General features: G+C 60.2%; 17 protein-coding genes. 5 read left to right on the top strand and 12 right to left on the bottom strand.

What is annotated here, in order from left to right:
- Positions 1-428: 428 nt before the first annotated feature.
- From accC to AC6FTP_RS13285, 10 genes are all read right to left on the bottom strand, one after another.
- Positions 429-1,790 (bottom strand): acetyl-CoA carboxylase biotin carboxylase subunit, encoded by a 1,362-nt coding sequence (gene accC / locus AC6FTP_RS13240; RefSeq protein ID WP_497207392.1) that lies wholly within the window; start codon positions 1,788-1,790, stop codon positions 429-431.
- A 126-nt stretch (positions 1,791-1,916) separates the two neighbouring features.
- Complete coding sequence (accB, locus tag AC6FTP_RS13245) at positions 1,917-2,501, bottom strand: acetyl-CoA carboxylase biotin carboxyl carrier protein (RefSeq protein WP_497207393.1); 585 nt, start codon at positions 2,499-2,501, stop codon at positions 1,917-1,919.
- A 113-nt stretch (positions 2,502-2,614) separates the two neighbouring features.
- Positions 2,615-3,298, bottom strand: coding sequence for a response regulator transcription factor (locus AC6FTP_RS13250; protein WP_497207394.1), 684 nt, complete (start codon positions 3,296-3,298; stop codon positions 2,615-2,617).
- A gap of 29 nt (positions 3,299-3,327) precedes the next feature.
- Positions 3,328-4,998: a sensor histidine kinase gene (locus tag AC6FTP_RS13255; protein WP_497207395.1), complete on the bottom strand. Its 1,671-nt coding sequence runs from the start codon at positions 4,996-4,998 to the stop codon at positions 3,328-3,330.
- 152 nt (positions 4,999-5,150) lie between these two features.
- The gene (gene secD, locus AC6FTP_RS13260) at positions 5,151-7,553 is read right to left on the bottom strand and encodes a protein translocase subunit SecD (protein WP_497207396.1); all 2,403 of its coding nucleotides are present in this window, start codon (positions 7,551-7,553) and stop codon (positions 5,151-5,153) included.
- 122 nt (positions 7,554-7,675) lie between these two features.
- Positions 7,676-8,020 carry a preprotein translocase subunit YajC gene (gene yajC / locus AC6FTP_RS13265; protein WP_497207397.1) on the bottom strand — a complete coding sequence of 115 codons (345 nt, stop codon included), beginning with the start codon at positions 8,018-8,020 and terminating at the stop codon, positions 7,676-7,678.
- The gene (gene tgt, locus AC6FTP_RS13270; RefSeq protein WP_497207398.1) at positions 8,020-9,180 is read right to left on the bottom strand and encodes a tRNA guanosine(34) transglycosylase Tgt; all 1,161 of its coding nucleotides are present in this window, start codon (positions 9,178-9,180) and stop codon (positions 8,020-8,022) included. The genes yajC and tgt overlap by 1 nt, the downstream gene beginning before the upstream one ends.
- 103 nt (positions 9,181-9,283) lie before the next feature.
- Positions 9,284-10,117: an SDR family NAD(P)-dependent oxidoreductase gene (locus tag AC6FTP_RS13275; RefSeq protein WP_497207399.1), complete on the bottom strand. Its 834-nt coding sequence runs from the start codon at positions 10,115-10,117 to the stop codon at positions 9,284-9,286.
- Positions 10,114-10,590 carry a TspO/MBR family protein gene (locus AC6FTP_RS13280; protein WP_497207400.1) on the bottom strand — a complete coding sequence of 159 codons (477 nt, stop codon included), beginning with the start codon at positions 10,588-10,590 and terminating at the stop codon, positions 10,114-10,116. The genes AC6FTP_RS13275 and AC6FTP_RS13280 overlap by 4 nt, the downstream gene beginning before the upstream one ends.
- Positions 10,587-12,125: a cryptochrome/photolyase family protein gene (locus AC6FTP_RS13285; RefSeq protein WP_497207401.1), complete on the bottom strand. Its 1,539-nt coding sequence runs from the start codon at positions 12,123-12,125 to the stop codon at positions 10,587-10,589. Before AC6FTP_RS13285 ends, AC6FTP_RS13280 begins: the two co-directional genes overlap by 4 nt.
- A gap of 95 nt (positions 12,126-12,220) precedes the next feature.
- Between AC6FTP_RS13285 and AC6FTP_RS13290 the strand changes: the two genes are divergently transcribed.
- The 4 genes from AC6FTP_RS13290 (at position 12,221) to AC6FTP_RS13305 (ending at position 16,583) form a co-directional block, all read left to right on the top strand.
- Positions 12,221-12,952 carry a CorA family divalent cation transporter gene (locus AC6FTP_RS13290; RefSeq protein WP_497207402.1) on the top strand — a complete coding sequence of 244 codons (732 nt, stop codon included), beginning with the start codon at positions 12,221-12,223 and terminating at the stop codon, positions 12,950-12,952.
- Positions 12,953-12,996: 44 nt separating this feature from the next.
- Positions 12,997-14,298 (top strand): nucleotide sugar dehydrogenase, encoded by a 1,302-nt coding sequence (locus AC6FTP_RS13295; protein WP_497207403.1) that lies wholly within the window; start codon positions 12,997-12,999, stop codon positions 14,296-14,298.
- 115 nt (positions 14,299-14,413) lie between these two features.
- Positions 14,414-15,094, top strand: coding sequence for a hypothetical protein (locus AC6FTP_RS13300; protein WP_497207404.1), 681 nt, complete (start codon positions 14,414-14,416; stop codon positions 15,092-15,094).
- Positions 15,095-15,131: 37 nt separating this feature from the next.
- A complete protein-coding gene (locus AC6FTP_RS13305; RefSeq protein WP_497207405.1) occupies positions 15,132-16,583 on the top strand; it encodes a DUF1501 domain-containing protein in 1,452 nt (483 codons plus the stop codon).
- Between the two features lie 58 nt (positions 16,584-16,641).
- Here the strand turns inward: AC6FTP_RS13305 and AC6FTP_RS13310 are convergent, their stop codons facing one another.
- Positions 16,642-17,292: an ATP-dependent Clp protease proteolytic subunit gene (locus tag AC6FTP_RS13310; RefSeq protein WP_497207406.1), complete on the bottom strand. Its 651-nt coding sequence runs from the start codon at positions 17,290-17,292 to the stop codon at positions 16,642-16,644.
- A gap of 76 nt (positions 17,293-17,368) precedes the next feature.
- Positions 17,369-18,274, bottom strand: a complete 906-nt coding sequence (locus AC6FTP_RS13315) for a helix-turn-helix domain-containing protein (RefSeq protein WP_497207407.1) — start codon at positions 18,272-18,274, stop codon at positions 17,369-17,371.
- A 106-nt stretch (positions 18,275-18,380) separates the two neighbouring features.
- On the opposite strand from AC6FTP_RS13315, the gene AC6FTP_RS13320 reads away from it, so the two are divergent.
- Positions 18,381-19,424 (top strand): TIM barrel protein, encoded by a 1,044-nt coding sequence (locus tag AC6FTP_RS13320; protein ID WP_497207408.1) that lies wholly within the window; start codon positions 18,381-18,383, stop codon positions 19,422-19,424.
- Positions 19,425-19,429: the final 5 nt, after the last annotated feature.

Consider the following 19,429-nt stretch of genomic DNA (forward strand, 5'->3'; position numbering starts at 1 on the left):
GAACCGTGAATACTCCATGCTTTGAGAAAGCTGAAAGCATGCTCACCAAGTTGATGGCTAGATAAAATACGATAGCAGCGACGACAAGCCTATATGCCCACCGCTAACGAGATCCAAGAATCAACGTGACCAAGCCAACAAGGCTGCACAGTGCGACTAGACTATCGGCATTCAGGCCAACCGTTGAAACCCCGAACTCTTTCCGATAGACTTGCTGTCTACTCCACTAAGAAGCCGGCCCCAAGGCAAAAACCGCCATGAGAATCCAAGACGAAGCAGGCCTTGCTTGACGGCCTGCGGGATGATTCGAAACAACCATCTCCGCCTTCGGCGGCTAATAAGGATTCTCTTCGCCGGAGGTGGGGGTGATCGGGATGCTGCGGGCTGGAAAACCCGCGCTCCGGGCAGGCTTCGATTGCCAATTGAAGTTACGCTTTCATGCCTTCCTGGCGGAGGAAGTTCTCCACCCAGGTGATGTCGTAGTTGCCACTTTGGAAGTCGCCGGTGGTGAGGATCTTGCTTTGCAGCGGGATGGTAGTCTTGATGCCTTCGACGGTGAATTCACCGAGGGCGCGACGCATCCGGCTGATGGCGATCTCGCGGGTGGCGCCAGTGACGATGAGCTTGGCGATCATCGAGTCGTAGTAGGGCGGGACTTCGTAGCCGGAATAGACGTGGGTATCGACACGGACGCCGCGTCCGCCGGAGGTGTACCACAGATTGATCTTGCCGGGGCTAGGGGCGAAGTTGCGTGAGGGGTCTTCGGCGTTGATGCGGCATTCGATGCTGTGGCCACGCGCCTTGGCATGGACGACGTGCTCGCTGAGGGGGAGGCCGGCGGCGATGCGGATCTGCTCTTTGATGAGGTCGCAACCATAGACTTCCTCGGTGATGGGATGCTCCACCTGGATGCGTGTGTTCATCTCCATGAAGTAGAAGTCCTTGCGGTTGTTATCGACGAGGAACTCGATGGTGCCGCAGTTCTCATAGCCGATCTTCTTGCAGAGGCGGACGGCGGCATCGCCCATCTTTTTGCGGAGGGCGTCGGTGACCTTGGGGCTGGGGCACTCTTCGATGATCTTCTGATTGCGGCGCTGCATGGAGCAGTCGCGCTCGCCGAGGTGGACGACATTACCGTGGGAGTCGGCGACGAGCTGGAACTCGATGTGGTGGGGCTTATCGACGAGCTTTTCCATGTACATGGAGCCGTCGCCGAAGCACTTGAGGGCTTCGAGGCTGGCAGCCTGGAAACTGGAGATGAGGGTGGCTTCGTTGAGGACGGGTCTCATGCCGCGTCCGCCGCCGCCTGCGGTGGCTTTGATGATGACGGGATAACCAATCTTACGCGCCCACTTGAGCGCTTCCTCTTCGGTAGCGATGATGCCATCGGAGCCGGGGGTGATGGGGACACCTGCGGCCTTGGCGGTGGCGCGGGCGCTGTTTTTGTCACCCATGGTGGCGATGACCTGTGAGGAAGGGCCGATGAACTTGATTTTGCACTGTTCGCACACGTCAGCGAACTCGGCTTTCTCGGAGAGGAAGCCATAGCCGGGGTGGATGGCATCGACGTTGGCGATCTCGGCGGCGCTGATGATGCGGGAGATCTTCAGGTAGCTTTCGCTGCTGGGGCCTGGGCCGATGCAGATGGCCTCGTCAGCAAGGTGGACGTGCATGGAGTCCACATCTGCCTCGGAATAGACGGCGACGGTTTTGACATCGAGTTCTTTGCAGGCGCGGATGATGCGGACGGCGATCTCACCACGATTGGCGACGAGGATTTTTTTAAACATGGAAGAAACTGAGAGCGAAGGGCTGAGGACGGAGAGTCTTGACTGGGTGAGGGCCTTGACCTGCTTGACGAGCGGCTGGACGGTCAAGCAGTCAAGGCGTCAAGAAGAGGTCAAGGCGATGACGGATCAGGCTTTCAACTCGAAGAGGGGCTGGCCGTATTGGACGGGCTTGCCATCCTCGACAAGGACGCGGGCGATGGTGCCGCGCATCTCAGCCTTGATCTCGTTCATGACCTTCATCGCCTCGATAATGCAGACGGTGGTGTTTTCATCCACGCTGTCGCCGATGTTGGCGAAAGCTTTCTCTCCTGGAGCGGTGGAGCGGTAGAAGGTACCGACCATGGGGCTGTTGATGGTGGGACCGGAGGCAGCGGGAGCAGGAGCGGCGGCGGCTGGTGCTGCAGCGGCGGTCACCGTAGGAGCGGCGACTGAAGCCGGTGCGGCGGCAAGCGCTACAGGAGCGGCCTGGGCGGAAGGGAGGTGCTTGAGCAGCTCTTTGGCGGCTTCGAAGTCGGAGCCGCGGCGGAGTTCGAGCTTGGAGCCCTGCTTTTCGAAGTGAAAAAGGGTCAGATCATTTTCGGCCATGAGGCCGACGATTTCGCGAATGTGCGCGAGGTCGAAATTCGAGGAGGAAGAAGCAGCGGGGCTCTGTTTAGGGGCTGACTTGGGAGCCTTGGCGGCCTTCTTGGCGGTCGATTTGCGTTTGTCCATGTAGGGGAGTGGATAGGTGCGGGGGGAGCGTGGCGAGCCTAGCGTCTCCCCCGGGGGTGGCAAGACTAAATTCGCCCCCGTGAACTGTGCAAATGAGCATGCCCTCAAACCTGCTACTCAAATCGATACCCGGCTCCGTGCACTGTGCGGATGATGCGGGGGTTGGCGGGGTCTTTTTCGATGCGCTTGCGGAGCTGGGAGATGTGCTGGTCGAGGGCGCGGCTCTCGGGGAAGTAGTCGATGCCCCAGACTTCATCGGCGAGCTGGTTGCGATCGACGACCTTGCCTCGCTTTTCGTGGAGGAGGCGGAGGACTTTTAGATCTCGCGGGCTGAGCTGGAGATCGGTGGTGCCACGGTAGGCGCGCAGTTCGGCGGGGACGATGCGAAGGTCGTCCATCATGAATTCGTCCTCACCACTTTTTTTGGCACTGCGGGCGGCGGTGCGGCGGGTGATGGCGCGGATGCGGGCGATGATCTCTTTGACGCCAAAAGGCTTCGTCATGTAGTCGTCGGCCCCAAGTTCGAGCCCGAGCACGGCGTCGATCTCCTCGGCTTTGGCGGTGAGGAAGAGGATGGGCACCTGCTCGTCGTGACGGCGGATCTGTTTGCAGGCTTCGTAGCCGTTCTGGCCGGGCATCATGACATCCAGGCAGACGAAGTCTGGCTTCGTGGCGCGAAAGAAATCGACGGCCTGGAGTCCATCACTGGCGGTGACGACTTCGTAACCTTCCATGCTGAGCACTTCGCGGAGGGCCTCGCGGGTGTGTTCGTCGTCTTCGGCGATGAGGATTTTCATGGTGGGCACAGGGGGGTGATGCGTGTCTCTCAGGCTTTGGGTTGCAAGGGAAGGGTGAGGATGAAGCGAGCACCCTCTTTATAGTTCGGGCAGACCAGGAGACTGCCGCCGTGGAGCTCGGCCAGCTCGCGGGAGATGGTGAGGCCGATGCCGGTGCCGCTGACGCCTTCATCGAGATCGGAGCGAAGCCGCTCAAAGGGTTCGAACACGGCGCGGCGTTTGCTGGTGGGGATACCTGGACCGCGATCCTCGACGATGATCCGCGCGATGCCCTTTTCCGGCTCCTGCTCGGTGCGGATGGAGATCCACTTTCCGTACTTGGCATACTTGTCCACGTTGGAAATGAGATTGCCGAGGATCTGCTCGATGGCGTCTGGATCGGCGCTCATTTCGTTGGGCCCGAGGAGATGGGTCTCCAATTCGAAGCCTTTGCGCTCCAGAAGCAGCCGCCAATGTTTCACGGCGCGCTCAACGACGTGGTCGAGTGAGATGGGCCGTGGCTGGACGCTGAGCTTGTCGCGCTGCTGGCGGGCGTAATTCAGCACATTCTGGATCAGGCGGTCGAGCCGAGCTACCTCGGTCTCGACGACACTCAGGTGACGCCTGCCAATGGTGTCTCCAGCCTCCTCGATGCGGTGGGAGGCCATCTCAGTGTAGAGGCGGATATTGGTGAGCGGTGTCTTCAGCTCATGAGAGATTTGATTCACAAAGCTGACGCGCTGCTGGGCCACGCGGATCTCACGCGCATTTTCGCGGAAAAAGGTCCAGGCGAGCGCCCCGACAAGCAGGCAACCGGAGCCGACGCCGAGCATGATGGGGAAGAGGTAGGGCTTGGGGAATTCGTTGTAGGCGGGGGTGTAGGCGAGCTCCCACTGAGTCAAAGGTGGGGAACAGAGCACCCTTGCCACCGGGTTGCTGTTCGAACCCTGAAGCGAGCGGCCCCAGCCGTGAAGCGGAATCCCGGTGATAGTGGCTAGCGTGAGCTTGCCTGGATAATTTTCCATGCCGGGGATGGGCAGACGCGCGAAGAGTGCGGACGAAAGCTGTTGGCTGTCGAAGCGGGCGCAGAGCAGTTGTCCGCTCACCAGCCGCCAATAGATGAAGTCACCATCTGTCACATGCCAGCCACTGGGAAAGGTGGCGGTGGGCTGGGGAGAGCTGGTGAGGTGGTAGTTGGCGGATTTCACCGCCGTCTGCCAGATGGCCTTGCGGGGCTTCGACTCGGCACGATCTGGTGGGCTGCCGATGAGGGTGAAAGGTTGCGGCTCAGTGGAGATGTCCAGGCCCTTGATGCCACTGGCTTTCAACTGTTCCAGCAGAGCGGCGGATCGTGGCCCGGCCTGGGCATCCGAGTTTGGGCTGAGCGTTTTTTTATCGGTGACGACGGTGATCTGGCCAGTCGGGGCACTGAGCCAGACCTCACTCACCCAGGGATGCTGGCTGATGTGGGTGGCCGCCTCGGTCAAAGCCGCGTCGGGGGAGGAACCGAGGTGGTCAATCTCATCCGTGAACTGCCGAAAGTCGTGGAGGAGCTGGTGATTGGCCACGAAGAGGCGCTCAGCTAGGATTGCCTCACGCGCGTTGTCAGTGCTTCGGGCGGCATCACGGATCAAATAGGTGCCCAGCCAAGCCAACAACGCCACGGGAGTGATGACGAGGAGGGCGAGGGTGATGGAGGATCGGCGAGGCTGGAGTGACATCCGGTGGAGAGTCGAAAAGGTAAGCGTAAGTTAAAAGTTAGCATTCTAAATTTTATAATTTCAACTCCAAGTAAACAATCATCCCCGGTCCGTCCCACAAAAAAGCCCCGCCGGTATGGGCGAGGCTTTCGTTGAATGAATGACGGGTGAGCTTACAGCCCCTGACCAGCTTTCGCGGCAGCCACGGCGGCCTCGGCTTTGAGGGCGGCTTCGTGGCTTTCGAGCACTTTGCGCTTGAGGCTGACTCCGCTCTTCGTGGCATACCAGAGCACCAGCGGGCTGGCGATGAAGATGGACGAGTAGGTGCCGAGCAGCACACCGATGGTGATCGGCATGGCGAACTCGAGCATGGCGGGATTGCCGAGGAAGAGGAGCACCACCATCGGCGCGAGGGCGGTCGGGCCGGTGAGGAGGGTGCGGCTCAGGGTCTTGCAGATGGCCTCGTTCATCAGATCGCGGATCGTGCCGCTGCCGCCGCGCTGGATGGTCTCGCGGATACGGTCGAAGACGACGATGGTGTCATTGATGGAGTAACCGGCGATGGTCAGGAGAGCGCCGACGTGAATGAGGCTCATCTCTTGACCAAAAAGGACGCACAAACCCGGCACCATGAGCACGTCATGGAAGAGGGCGATCACCGCACCGAGAGCGAAGGCGAACTCGTAGCGCATCAGGAGGTAGAGGAAGATGAAGATCAGCGCCACACCGAGAGCGATCAGAGAGGTCTTCGCCGCTTCGCTACCGATGAGGGCACCGACGGTTTCCAGGCTGGTGCCCTTGACGCTGTCTTTGAAGTTCTTGTTCACCGCGCCTTCGATGATGGCACCCGCTTCCTGCTCACCGCGAATGGCAATCACGTCACCGCCAGTCGCGGTGCTCTTGCGCTGCACGTAGGCGGTGCCGATGCTCTTGCCGTCGGCGAGCTTGAGACCTTTCAGCATCTCCTCGACCTTGGCGGTGGGGAGATCTTTGCCCGCAGCCACTTCCACATGCAGCAGTGAGCCGCCACGGAAGTCGATGCCGAAGCTTTCCTTGCCCTTCACGGCCAGCATTCCAAACGAGATCGCCGTAACGACGAGGGAGGCGATGATGAATTTCGGAGCAGCGGAGAGGATGTCGAAAACCTTGTCGGGGATGATCTTCGTGGTCTTCAAGCTGGTGAGCAGGCCGTTGTCGATCACGAACATGAAAATGACGCGAGTCACGATCAGCGCGCCGATCAGTGAGGAGAGCAAACCAAGCATCAAAGTGACGGCGAAACCACGGACCAAACCGCCGGAGATAGCGAAGAGGATGATCGCCGCGATGATCGTGGTGATGTTTGAGTCCGCGATGGCGGAGAAGGCTTTTTGATAAGCCGCATCCAGAGCACCGGTGAGAGACTTGCCGGCTTCCATTTCCTCACGCAGACGTTCGTAGATGAGCACGTTTGCATCCACGGCCATGCCGATGGTGAGCACGATACCGGCGATGCCGGGCATGGTGAGCGTGAACTGGAAGAGCGCCATGCCACCGAAGAGCACGGCGAGGTTGATCACCAGACCGACGATGGCGATGAGGCCCGCCAGACGGTAGATGAAGACCATGAAGCAAGTGGTGAGCAGCAGACCTGCGATGCAGATCCACTTACCCTGGTCGATGGAGGACTGACCGTAGGAGGAAGACACTGCGTTTTCCGACTCGATGGTCATCGGGTTCTTGAGCGGGTTCTGGAGCAGCGTCGCGAGCTGCACGGAGGACTCGCGGTTGAAATTGCCAGAGATGACGGCGGTGCCGCCGAAGTGGTCGGTCTGGAGCACGGGAGCGGAGATGATCTCACCATCGACGATGATGGCGAGCTGGCGGCCTTTGTTCACGGCGGCGATCTCGTCGAATTTCTTGGAGCCGTCGCCATTGAGGTTGAGGTAAACCTTCCAGCCTTCGGCATCCATCGTGGCAAAGGCTTCCTTAACGCCGTCGCCTTCCATGTCGGGGCGGTTGCGGACGAGTTCAGCACCACGGTCTGGCAGCTTGTTGCCCTGCTCGTCCTTCTGCTCTTTGTACTTCATCTTGGACCAGCCCGGCTCAGTGATGCCGCCACCATCGATCTCAGCGATCTTCGAGCTGCTGTCCTGATGCACGACGCGGAACTCGAGCTTCGCCACCTGCTGGATCTTCGTGCGCACGTCGGCGAACTCCTCTGGCTTCACACCGGGCATCTGGATGAGGATGCGGTCATCACCTTGCGGCTGCATGGAGAGATCCTTCGTCCCTTCAGGGTTCAGACGTTTTTCCAGAATCGCCATGGCCTGCTGCACCGAGGAAGCATCCACTTTCTGAGTGTTGCCTTCTTTATCCGTGCTGGGCTTCAGGCGGACGACGAACTCGCTGCCGCCCTTCAAATCGATGCCGAGAGGGATGCCCACATTCTTAAACGTGAAGACGGCAAAGACCGTCATCAGCAAGATCAGCGCGGCACCCACACGGCGCTTGGTGGTATGCATCACAGTGCCGATGTAAAACAGCAGCAGCAGCAGGATGGCGGTTCCGACGAGGAAGGTGACGTAGGCGTTCATGGACGTTGGCGGGGTGGGTTGGGTCTGGGAAAATGACGAATTAGTAATGACGAATGACGAACTTAGGCAGTGAATGGGTTCTGACTTTCGTCATTCGTCATTCGTGCTTCGTCATTTCGCCTTCAGGCGGCCGTGGCTTCCACGACGTCGCTCTTTTTGCTGACGGAGGCGATGGCGCTGCGCTCATACTCGACCTTCACGTTGTCACCGAGGCGAATCATGACGGTGAGGTCCTTCGTGCTGGTGATGATGCCGTGCTCGCCGCCGCTTAGGATCACATGATCTCCCACCTTCACGCTGCTGATGAGCCTTTCGAGTTCCTTCTGGCGCTGACGCTGCGGGCGGATGAGCAGGAAGTACATCATGACAAACATGAGCACCATCATGATCATCGGATTGCCGAGGATACCGCCAGCACCGGGTGCGGCAGGGGCTTGAGCGAGGAAGGAGGAGAGGGAGATAAACATTAGGAATCAGTGGTGTCGGGACGTGTCTGGTAGCGGGCATGGACCTCTGCCCGGAATTCGGAGAAGCAACCTTGCTCGATGGCCAACCGCGCCCTGGACGTGAGGGACGCGTAGAAATGCAGATTGTGCAGGGAAATCAACCTCAATCCCAGCACCTCCTGGGTATTGACCAAATGCCTCAAATAGGCGCGCGAAAAGCCCTGGCAGAGCGGGTGGGTGTCCTCAGCGATGGGCCGGAAGTCCTTGGCGAACTTAGCATTCCGCAGGTTCATCATGCCTTCGTGGGTGAAGGCGGTGCCATTGCGCGCGAGCCGCGTCGGCAGCACGCAGTCAAACATGTCGATGCCCCGCGCGATCAGCTCCACGAGCTGCGGAGGCGTGCCGAGCCCCATGGCATAACGCGGTTTGTTTTCCGGCAATAGCGGGCAGGTCCACTCGGCGATGCGCATCATGTCCTCCTCCGGCTCGCCCACGCTGAGACCACCGACGGCATAGCCTGGGAAGTCCATCGCCACCATTTCGCGCGCGCATTGCTGACGCAGATCCTGGAAGACGCTGCCTTGTACAATAGGAAAGTGCAGTTGCTTCGCGTGTCGCTCATCTCGCCCAAAGGCTCCGGCGTCCGGCTTGTGCTCGTTCACCCAGTCACGGCAGCGTTTCGCCCAGCGCAGGGTCAGCTCCATGCTCTTTTTGGCCTCGTCATGAGTGCATGGGTAGGGCGTGCATTCATCAAAGAGCATCGCGATGTCGCTGCCAAGAGTCGCCTGGATCTCCATCGCCGTCTCGGGGCCGAGGAACATCGGTGTGCCATCGACGTGATTCTGGAAGTAGCAGCCCTCTTCTTTGATCTTCCGCAGCTTTGCCAAAGAGAAGACCTGGAAGCCGCCGCTGTCCGTCAGGATGGGGCGATCCCAGTTCATGAACTGATGCAGCCCGCCTGCCTCGCGGATGATTTCTGTCCCTGGGCGCACCCAGAGATGGTAGGTGTTCCCGAGGATGATTTGGGAGTTCAGCGCGCGCAGTTCGTCAGGATGCACCGCCTTCACCGTGCCCTGCGTGCCCACAGGCATAAAGACCGGCGTCTCGATCACCCCATGTGCCGTCTGCAACCGACCACGGCGGGCGGAGGAGGCAGGGTCAGTGGCGAGCAGGTCAAACATCTGGCTTGGGGAAAAGGGCGCGGAGTGTGGAGGCTCGACCCCAATGTGTCAAAGAGTGATCCGAGGCGTCTCTCCCGTGCCCAATTGCCGGAAAGGAGCTTCCTCAGGCCGGAAAATCCGTCGTTATCGCCGCCTGCTCCCAGGTTTCCAGCTCACGCAGACGTGCTGCTGCCGCATCGCGGATCTTCTTCGTCACATACTTGCCCAGAGGCAGGCGCAAGGGTGACTGCCCCTCGTGGATCATCTTCACGATCAGCTCCGCCGCCCGCTCAGGATCACCTGGCTGCTTGCCATCCACGTTTTTAAGGAACACGGCGAACTTCCCCGATGTTCCGACATACGCAGGCATCGGTTCCGCGTGATCCAGCCCCTTGCTAATGAAGCTGGTGCGAAACGGCCCTGGCTGCACCAGCGTGACCTTGATGCCATGCGGCAGCAGCTCCGCGCGCAGACTCTCGCTCAGAGACTCCACCGCCGCTTTCGCCGCCCCGTAGATGCCAAAGCCGGGATAATTCGAGATCACCGCCGCTGCGCTGATGTTGATGATGTGCCCCGCCTTCTGTTCACGAAGCTGCGGCAGCACAGCGCGGATCACATTCAGCGTGCCAAAGAAGTTCGTCTCAAAGTTCCGCCGCGTCTGCCCCTCCGTGCATTCCTCCACCGCGCCGATGAGGCCATAGCCCGCGTTGTTCACGATGACATCCAGCCGCCCTGTGATCTTAGCTGCTTCAGCGATCACGCTTTCCACCTGCTCGGCATCCGTGATGTCGAGCACACGTCCATGACATCTGCCCGCACCCACGTGTTCCAACACTTCCAGATCCTTCGCACGCCTTGCCGTGGTGATAACTTCATCTCCCGCGAGTAAAGCAGCCTCCGCAATCGCACGGCCGAAGCCCGATGAACAACCTGTGATCAGCCAAACTTTAGAATTCATGAGGGATTCAAACGCCAGAGGGTGAAGTTAAGAAAAGCCGCAAAGCTGACCCAGGCGAGATACGGCACGAAGAGCCATGCGGCTGCCGGACTCAAGCGCCGGAAATTCACCAGCGTGATCAAAACAGCACCCCAGAGCAGCACGATCTCCAGCAACGCCCAGACGATCTGATGAGCGCCAAAGAAGATCGGCGTCCACGCGGCATTCAGCGCCAGTTGGACAAAGTAAAAGGCCAGAGGCCGTGAGAAGCCGACACGCTTCCACACCAGCCAAGCGGCCACAGCCATCAAAGTGTAAAGCAGCGTCCACGCCGGACCAAAGAGCCAGGCGGGCGGATTCCACTCCGGCTTGATCAGCGCGGCATACCACTCGCCCGGCATGGAGCCCACGCTCAGCAGCGGCGCGCAGAAGGTGATGACGATGAAGCCCGCGAGCGCGAGTCCGCTGCGCAGCTTGGTGGGTGGAGTGCTCATGAGGGCAGAGCATACGCTTCCCGGAGCTGCTCAGCCTGCTTTTGAATCGCCGCCTTCTCCGCCTCACTCAGCCGCGCCACATTCCTCACCTGCATGGACATGCGCTGGTTCATCTTCAAACGCGGCTCATGCTGCATCAGGAAGTCCCAATACAGCGTCGTGAAGGGGCAGGCATTCGGCCCCGTGGACTTCGCCGGATCGTAGCGGCAGCCAGAGCAGTAGTTGCTCATGCGCTGAATGTATTTCCCGGACGCGATGTAGGGCTTGCTGGCCATGATTCCGCCATCGCCATGCTGGGACATGCCGAGCGTGTTTGGCAGTTCCACCCACTCGATGGCATCCACATACACCGCCAAATACCACTCATGCACCTCACGCGGTCGCACGCCGAGCAGGAGTGAAAACAAACCCGTCACCATCAGCCGCTGGATGTGATGCGCGTAGCCGTGCTTCAACGTCTGGCCGATCGCATCGCGCAGGCAGTTCATCTCCGTCTCGCCGGTCCAGTAAAACTTCGGCAGCGGCTGCTCACAGCCCAGCGAGTTCATGCCCACATACTCTGGCATGAAGCGCCAGTAGATGCCGCGCACGTACTCACGCCAGCCCAGGATCTGCCGGATGAATCCCTCCACTCCAGCCAGCGGAGCCCTGCCCGTGCAATACGCCTTCTCCACCGCCGCGATGACTACACGAGGATCAAGCAGCTTCAGGTTCATCACCGCACTCAGGCGGCTGTGATAAAGCCAGGGCTCACGCGTCCACATCGCATCCTGATAGTCGCCAAACTCCACCAGCCTGTGCTCGATGAAGTCCACCAACGCCACCTGCGCATCCGCCGCTGTCACCGGCCAGTCAAACTCCGCCAGACTGCCCGGGTGGTTGCCGAACTTCTCCTCCACGACCGCGATCACCTCCCGCGTGATCTCATCTGGCAGGAAGCGCCTCGGCGCAGCCTTCAGCGGAGGACCTTCCTTGCCAAAACTCTTCCGGTTCTCGCTGTCATAGTTCCAATCACCTCCCACCGGCTTGCCCGCGTCCATCAGCACCGCGTGCTTGGCCCGCATCTCGCGGTAGAAGAACTCCATCCGCAGTTGCTTGCGACCCTTCGCGTGCTTCTCGAAGTCCGCATGACTCGCCAGAAAGTGCCTGTCTTCCCGCTCATCCAGCACGATGCCGAGCCTCTTCGCCGCAGCGCGGAAGTCCTCCCGCACCTGCCACTCACCCGCCTCCACCATGATCAGCTTTTCAGGCTTCAGCCGGGCCACCGCCGCCTCCAGTTCGCTGATGAAGTCCCCCTTGTTCTCCACATCATCGAGCTTCCGGTAATCCACCGTCACTCCCTCTGCTCGCAGCCTTTCCGCAAAGTGCCGCATCGCCGCGAGGAAGGTCACGATGCGTGCCTTGTGAACCCACACCTTCGTCGATTCCGCTGCCACCTCCGCCATCCAGACCCGATCCAAGCCCGCATCGAAGCCATCAAAGGCAGCCGATTGCCGATCCATTTGATCGCCGAGAATGAGGATGAGATTTCGCATGAGCCATGGGCTACGTCTGCACTCGGTCCTGAGTTGAATCTCCGACAGAAATTGTATTCCCCTGCCCCGAGTGGACCGCTAGCCTCGCCGCGCCTATGAAACCCGAAAGCTCCCTGCTCCCGAAACTCTGGACCGTCCCTGAAGCCATCAGCAGCCGCCTCGGACGCGAGCCCGGCCCACAGCGCGCCATGCTGGAGGAGGGCCACCTGCTCATCATCCTGCACCAGCTCCCCGAGCCTGATCAGCACCAGCGGAAGGCAGCGCTCTTCTGGCGCAATCCTGAAGGTGAATGGAAGACGAACATCAAAGGCATGGGCCTCGCCGCAATGGCTGAGCACCTGCGCAGCTTCGATGACAAACTCACCGCGCTGGAGCAGGCGGAAAATCTGGCCAACACCGCCACCGAATACCACGCCGTGCTGGAGCAGATCGCCCCCGTGCTGCGCAGCTCACGCGGACTGCACCGCGCCATGCAGCAGGCTCGTGAAATGCTGAAGACCGAACGTGAGATCATCAACCTTCGAGACCAGGCAGCAGCCATCGAGCGCAACGCCGAGCTGCTGCTGCAAGATGCCCAGTTTGGCCTGAACTTCACCGTCGCCCGCCAAGCCGAGGCCCAAGCCGCCACAGCCCGTCAGATGGCTGCCACGGCGCATCGTTTGAACCTGCTCGCCGCTCTTTTCCTCCCTCTCACCGCCCTCGCCAGCGTCTTCGGCATGGAGATCCACAGCAAGCTGCCCGACACGCCGGTGAATTTCTGGCTCATCTGCCTCGGCGGACTCGTGATGGGTCTCGTGGTAATGTCCCTGCTGAAGAAGGAATCATAGCCGCACTTGTCGCCGTGTGCCGCCCTGTGCTATGGGGCGGGCTCATGAAGGTCAGCATCTTTGGACTCGGATACGTCGGCGCAGTCACCGCAGGGTGTCTGGCGGAACTTGGGCATGTCATCATCGGCGCCGATGTGCAGCCGGAGAAAGTGGAGGCCTTTAACACAGGTCGCAGCCCCATCATCGAGCCCGAGCTGGATGATCTGCTCAGCACCGCACGCAAAGAAGGCCGCCTTTCCGCCACCACCAGCGCTCAGGAGGCCGTACTCGGCAGCGATGTCAGCATCATCTGCGTCGGCACGCCATCCCTGGAGTCAGGCCGTCTGAATCTCGACTTCGTCCGCAAGGTCAGCGAGCAAATCGCCGCCGTGCTCAGAAGCAGCGGCAAATCTCACATCATCCTCTTCCGCAGCACCATGCTGCCCGGCAGCACGCGTCAGATGGTGACGGACTTCTTTGAAGACCTCCGCACCGCCGAACAAGTGCGCATCTACTACTGCCCCGAGTTCCTGCGTGAAGGCACGGCGGTGAAAGACTTCCGCGTACCATCACTGGCTGTCGTCGGCACGCATGATGGTCAGGAACCCGAGAGCCCGGAGGCAAAGGAACTGCTTGGCGGCACTCCCGCCGTGCTTGCCTGGGAAGGCGCGGAGATGATCAAATACTCCTGCAATTACTTCCACGCCCTGAAGGTCGGCTTCGCCAATGAGATCGGCCGCCTATGCAAACACCTCGGCGAAGACGGCGCGCGCGTGATGAACGTCGTGTGCAGTGACACGCGACTGAACATCTCCTCCTACTACATGAAGCCCGGCACGCCCTTCGGCGGATCGTGTTTGCCGAAAGATGTCAGCGCTCTGCTATCCTTCGCACGTCAGGAAGGCATCGCTCTGCCGCTGCTGGACAACACGCTCGACACCAATAGCGCGCATCTCGACCTGCTGCTGAAGCTCATCACCAGCAAAGGCCTGCGCAAAGTCGGTCTGCTCGGACTCGCCTTCAAAGCCGACACGGATGACCTTCGCGGCAGCCCCATGGTCGCTGTGGCGGAGTCGCTGCTCGGTCGTGGTTACGACCTGCGCATCTACGATCCGAGCCTGAATCTCTCCCGCATGATCGGTGCAAACGCTGCTGAGATGAACCGCCGCATGCCGCATCTCGCCTCTTTGCTGAAAACCGATGTGAACGAAGTCATCGAGCATTCGGAGCTCATCGTCGCCTCGCAGAAATGTGTCTCCATCGATACGCTCGCCACACTGGTGAAGCCCGAGCAGCAGGTCATCGACGTGAATGGCTGGCGTGACCTCGCCACGCTTCCGTGGAAATACGAAGGCCTCTGCTGGTAGCTTCAGATTGGCGCGGAAGGGATCGAACATTCGTCGCGAACGAGGCATCTGATTCTCCAGGAAGCTTTCTGGCATGAGCCATGCTTGAAGGGTTCCTGGAACCCCTTCCATCCCTATGACTCGATTCCCCCGCCCCGGTTGTTGGTATCGCTTCTCGTCTGCCGACTGGCAGTTCATTCGTGACTCGCTTGCCCTCACTCAGAGGGATCGAGACGGCCTCGTGGCCCTGCTTGATGACCCCGAGGCAGTGAAGATGATCCTCGATCATCCAAAGCTCTTCGAAGCCGTGGTCATGAGCCGCCGCGCCGCCCTGCTATCGCCCGAGATGTTCTTCTTCACCATCGTCCGACACACACTCATGCAGGCCGGTGTCGATGATCTCGAAGTAGCCGACTACATCGCCGTCGTCTGTGCTGACTTCGGCCTGCCAGCCACAGCCGAGCAAAGGCTTCCCTCCAGCAAACTCGACAGCCTTTACAGCATCGACTACATCGAAGCTCTGGAGAACGCCGGCGCCCACGAACGCTTCTTCATCCATGTGCAGTGTGCGAACCAGTTCCTCGTTCTCACCTGTCTCTACCCCGACTTCCTCCATCGCCGAGCCGAGCGCCGTGGAGCCCCCGATGTGGACTTTTATGAAAAGGTCGTCGTCAGCCATCTCGAAGCCGCTGGGAAACACGCCCTCGCTGAGGAATTCGCGCTGGATGACACCTTTGCCCATGTGGCCTCGGCTTTCCCACCAGCCCGACGGGCCATGAACCACACGGTGCGCGAGTATTTGAGCCTCGGAGCTTGAGCAAGGTCGGGCCCCGTGGCTTCGTTCAGTCCAGCCCATGGAAAACGACCCCTCATTGCCCGAACACCTCGTCCGCCGCGACTTTCTGAAAAAGCTCGCCGCCGCCGGCACCGCCGCATGGATGACTGGCGAGCCGCGCATGATCTGGGGCAAGACGGGCGAAACTGTGCAGCAGCCACCCGCCAAGGCCGATGCCTGCATCCTCCTCTGGATGGCCGGTGGCATGGCCGCACCGGAGACCTTCGATCCGAAGCGCTACTACCCTTTCGAAAAGGGCCTCGAAGTGAAGAAGATGCTCAGCACCTTCGACTCCATCGACACCACGCTCGATGGCGTAAAAATCAGTGCTGGGCTGCCCGAGATCGCGAAGGTGATGAACCGCGCCACCCTCATCCGCAGCGCCGTGCAGCCAGACCTCGGCAGCATTTTGCACTCCCGCCATCAGTACCACTGGCATACGGGTTATGTGCCGCCGCAGACCGTGGCCTGCCCGCACATCGGCTCCTGGATGGCGAAGGTACTCGGCCCGCGCAATCCGGTGATGCCAGCCTTCATCAACATCGGACAACGGCTCGAAGGCATCGGCGAAAGCGAGGAACTGAAGGCCTTCACCACCGCCGGATTCTTTGGCAGCGAGTTCGGCCCGATGAATCTCCCCTTCCCCGAAGAAGCCGCGCAGTCTGTGAAGCCGCCCAAAGGCATGGACGCGCAACGTTTCGCCAACCGCGACAAGCTCTTCCGCAAGCTCGTGGACAAAAGCCCGAACCGCGAGGTGATGAGCGACTACCAGCAGCAGTCCATGCTCCGCAGTCTGGACAATGCCTACCGCCTGCTCAGCGCCAAAGAACGGGAAGCCTTCGACATCACACTGGAGCCCAAAGAGAGCCTCGCAAAGTATGACACAGGTCGTTTTGGCCGTGGCTGCCTGCTAGCTCGCCGACTCGTCGAAGCCGGGGCGCGCTTCGTGGAAGTAACCACGGAATATGTCCCCTTCCTCTACTGGGACACGCACAAAAGCGGTCACGATACCGTCGCCGGACTGCACAAGGAGATCGACCGCCCCATCGCGCAACTCGTCCAAGATCTCGAAGCCAAAGGAATGCTCGACCGCACCCTCATCATCATCGCCAGCGAGTTCAGCCGCGATGCTCTCATCGAAGGCAAGCCCGGCTCCACCGCCAGCGATCAGGCCACCTTCAAAGTAGAGAAGATTGAGGAAGCCCAGCATTACGGCCTGCACCGCCACTTCACCGGCGGCACCAGCGTCGTCATGTTCGGTGGCGGCACGAAGAAAGGTTTCCTCTATGGCGAAACCGCCGATGAACGCCCACTCATCGCCACGAAGAACCCCGTCAGCATCATGGACCTCCACGCCACCCTCATGACCGCCATGGGCATCAGCCCGAAGACGGAATACGACATCGAAGGCCGCCCCTTCTACGTCACCGAAGATGGCAAAGGCAAGGCCGTGACAGAGCTGTTTGCTTAAACAAAACAGGCGGACCTCACGGCCCGCCTGTTTCATTTCAATCTTCGATCCTCAACGCCTACTCCTTCGCCGGAAGGTCGCGATTGCTCTGCAGCACCTTGTCCACGAGGCCGTAGGTGCAGGCTTCTTCTGCGCTCATGTAGTTGTCGCGATCCGCATCCTTCTCGATGACCTCGGGCGTCTTGCCGCAATGAAGAGCCAGGATGCGATTCAGGCGGCGCTTCAGTTTGTACATGAAGTCAACCGTGCGCTCCACATCGCTAGCCGTGCCGCGCGCACCGCCGGAGACCTGATGGATCATGATGTCGCTGTTCGGCAGGGCGAAACGTTTGCCCTTCGAGCCAGCGGCCAGCAGCACCGCGCCCATGCTGGCGCAGATGCCGATGCAGTAGGTGTTCACGTCGCAGGTCACGAACTGCATCGTGTCATAAATGGCGAGGCCCGCCGTCACGGACCCCCCGGGGCTGTTGATGTAAAAGTGGATGTCCTTCTTCGGGTCCTGCATCTGAAGGAAAAGGAACTGGGCGATGATGATATTCGCCACTTGGTCATTCACCTCGCTGCCGAGGAAGATGATGCGGTCCTTCAGAAGGCGGGAATAAATGTCATAGGCGCGCTCGGAGCGGCCTTCGCTCTCGATCACCGTGGGCACGATGTAATTCGAGACCGGAGTGATCATGGTGGGAAAATCGTTGGGGGTTTGGGACATGGTTGGAATCAAGAGGTGGCTGGGGGTATTGTCAAACTACGGACGCCATCGTCCGCAGAGTCCGAAAAACGCAAGCTTACTCCCTCCGCCGTGCCCGATACTCCGTCGGGCTGCACCTTTGCAGGCGGCGGAAGAGGCGGTTAAAAAACGAAACCTGAGTAAACCCACACCCGAGCGCGATCTCCAGCACCCCGAGATCGCTTTCCACCAGCTCGCGACACGCCGCCTGGAGTCGCAAGTGATTGAGAAACTCACTCAATGTCTTGCCCGAGTGCTTCTTGAACTGCCTCGCAAAGGTCGGTCGGCTCAGGCCGCTCACTTGCAGCACATCTTCCAGCCTCACCTGCTCCCGGAAATGAGCGATCACATGCCGCAGCGCCCGTGAGATCGCCTGCTGGTAGTGAGACTCCGCCGCTAGTGCAAACGAGCGCACGGAAAGCCGGGCTCGCTCCTTTGCCGGAGCAGCATCAATGATCGCCAGCACCCGCAGCAGCAGTGCTAACTGCTCCACGCCCTGCACACCGATCATCTCATTCATCAAAGCCCCGACTCTTGCTGCCGTCAGTCCACTCAGGCGCAGACCATGCCCGCTTTGATCAAAGAGCGCCCGCAGCGGCAGTGTCTCCGGGAAAGCCCAGAACGGATGATCCTCCGGGAAATGCCACTGCACGGAAACGCCGCCCGAATGCCCCCGCGTGTGCCAGTAATGCGGCAGCTTGCTCCCCAGCAAAACGAGGTCTCCCGCCTCAAATGCCCCGATGTGATCACCGACAAACCGCGTGCCTTGGCCCTCGCGGAAAAGCGTCAGCTCCATCTCCGTGTGGAAATGCCAGCGCGTGCCCTCGCCCGTCAGCTTCTCCGCTTTTCCAGGTGCTACGACACACTCCACCTCCCGCAGCGTGCGCGACCATCGCAGCACTCGAAAGGAATGCCCGCTCGGGATCTGAATCTTCTCACGCTCGACTCGCATGGGCACTTTCATAGCACATGCATCTTCATCTGCTAGGTCAGGTTGAGACGATAGTCTCAGCCGCAGAGACTGGAAGCGTAGCCAGAGAGGTCTGACTTGCCCTTTACTGTGTCTCGCCATGAGCAAACCAACCCAATACCGCTTCTCCTTCGGACCCTGGAACATCAGCGAGGGTGCCGATCCCTTCGGCCCCGAGGTCCGCCCCGTCTTCCCACACGAAAAGAAATACGCGCTCTACAAGCCCATGGGCTTCGATGGCGTGCAGTTCCATGACGATGATGTCGTCCCAGGCATCGACGACCTCACGCCTGTGCAGATCACCAAGCAGTGCGCCAAGGTAAAGAAGATGCTCGATAACAACGGCCTCACGCCTGAGTTCGTCGCCCCACGTCTGTGGTTCGCACCGCAGACCGTCGATGGTGGCTACACGGCAAACAGTGCCAAAGACCGCCGCTACGCCCTCGACCGCACGCTTCGCACCATCGACGTGGCTCGCGAGATCGGTTGCGGAGCCATCGTGCTCTGGCTCGCTCGTGAGGGCAGCTACATCCGTGAGAGCAAAAACGCCCGCCTCGCCTACCAGCGCATTTTGGAAACGATCAATGCCATGCTCGCGCACGACAAAGACATCGAGATCTGGATCGAGCCGAAGCCGAATGAGCCCACCGATGCCGCCTACGTCCCCACCATAGGCCATGCCGTCGCTTTGGCCTATGCCTCCAGCGATCCAAAGCGCGTCAAAGGCCTTATCGAGACCGCTCACGCCCTGCTCGCAGGCCTCGATGCCAGTGACGAGATGGCCTTTGCCCTCGCTCACGACAAGCTCGGCAGCGTCCATCTCAATGACCAGAACGGCCTCAAATACGACCAGGACAAAAACTTCGGCACCGCCAATCTGCGCGGCGCTTTCAATCAAGTCCGCGTGCTCGAAGAAGCCGGTTACGGCAAGAAGGGCGAGTTCATCGGCCTCGACGTGAAAGCCATGCGCACGCAGAAAGGCAAAGGCGTCACCTCCCACCTCACCGGCAGCCGCGAGATCTTCATGCACCTCGTGGAGAAAGTCCGCTCCTGGGATCGCAAACTCGAGCAGCAGATGATCGACGCACGCGACTACGAAGCGCTGGAACTCGCTGTGATGAAGCACATCATGGGCATCCGCTAAACCAC

The sequence above is a fragment of the Prosthecobacter sp. genome, assembly GCF_044378005.1.
Classification (GTDB): Bacteria; Verrucomicrobiota; Verrucomicrobiia; order Verrucomicrobiales; family Verrucomicrobiaceae; genus Prosthecobacter.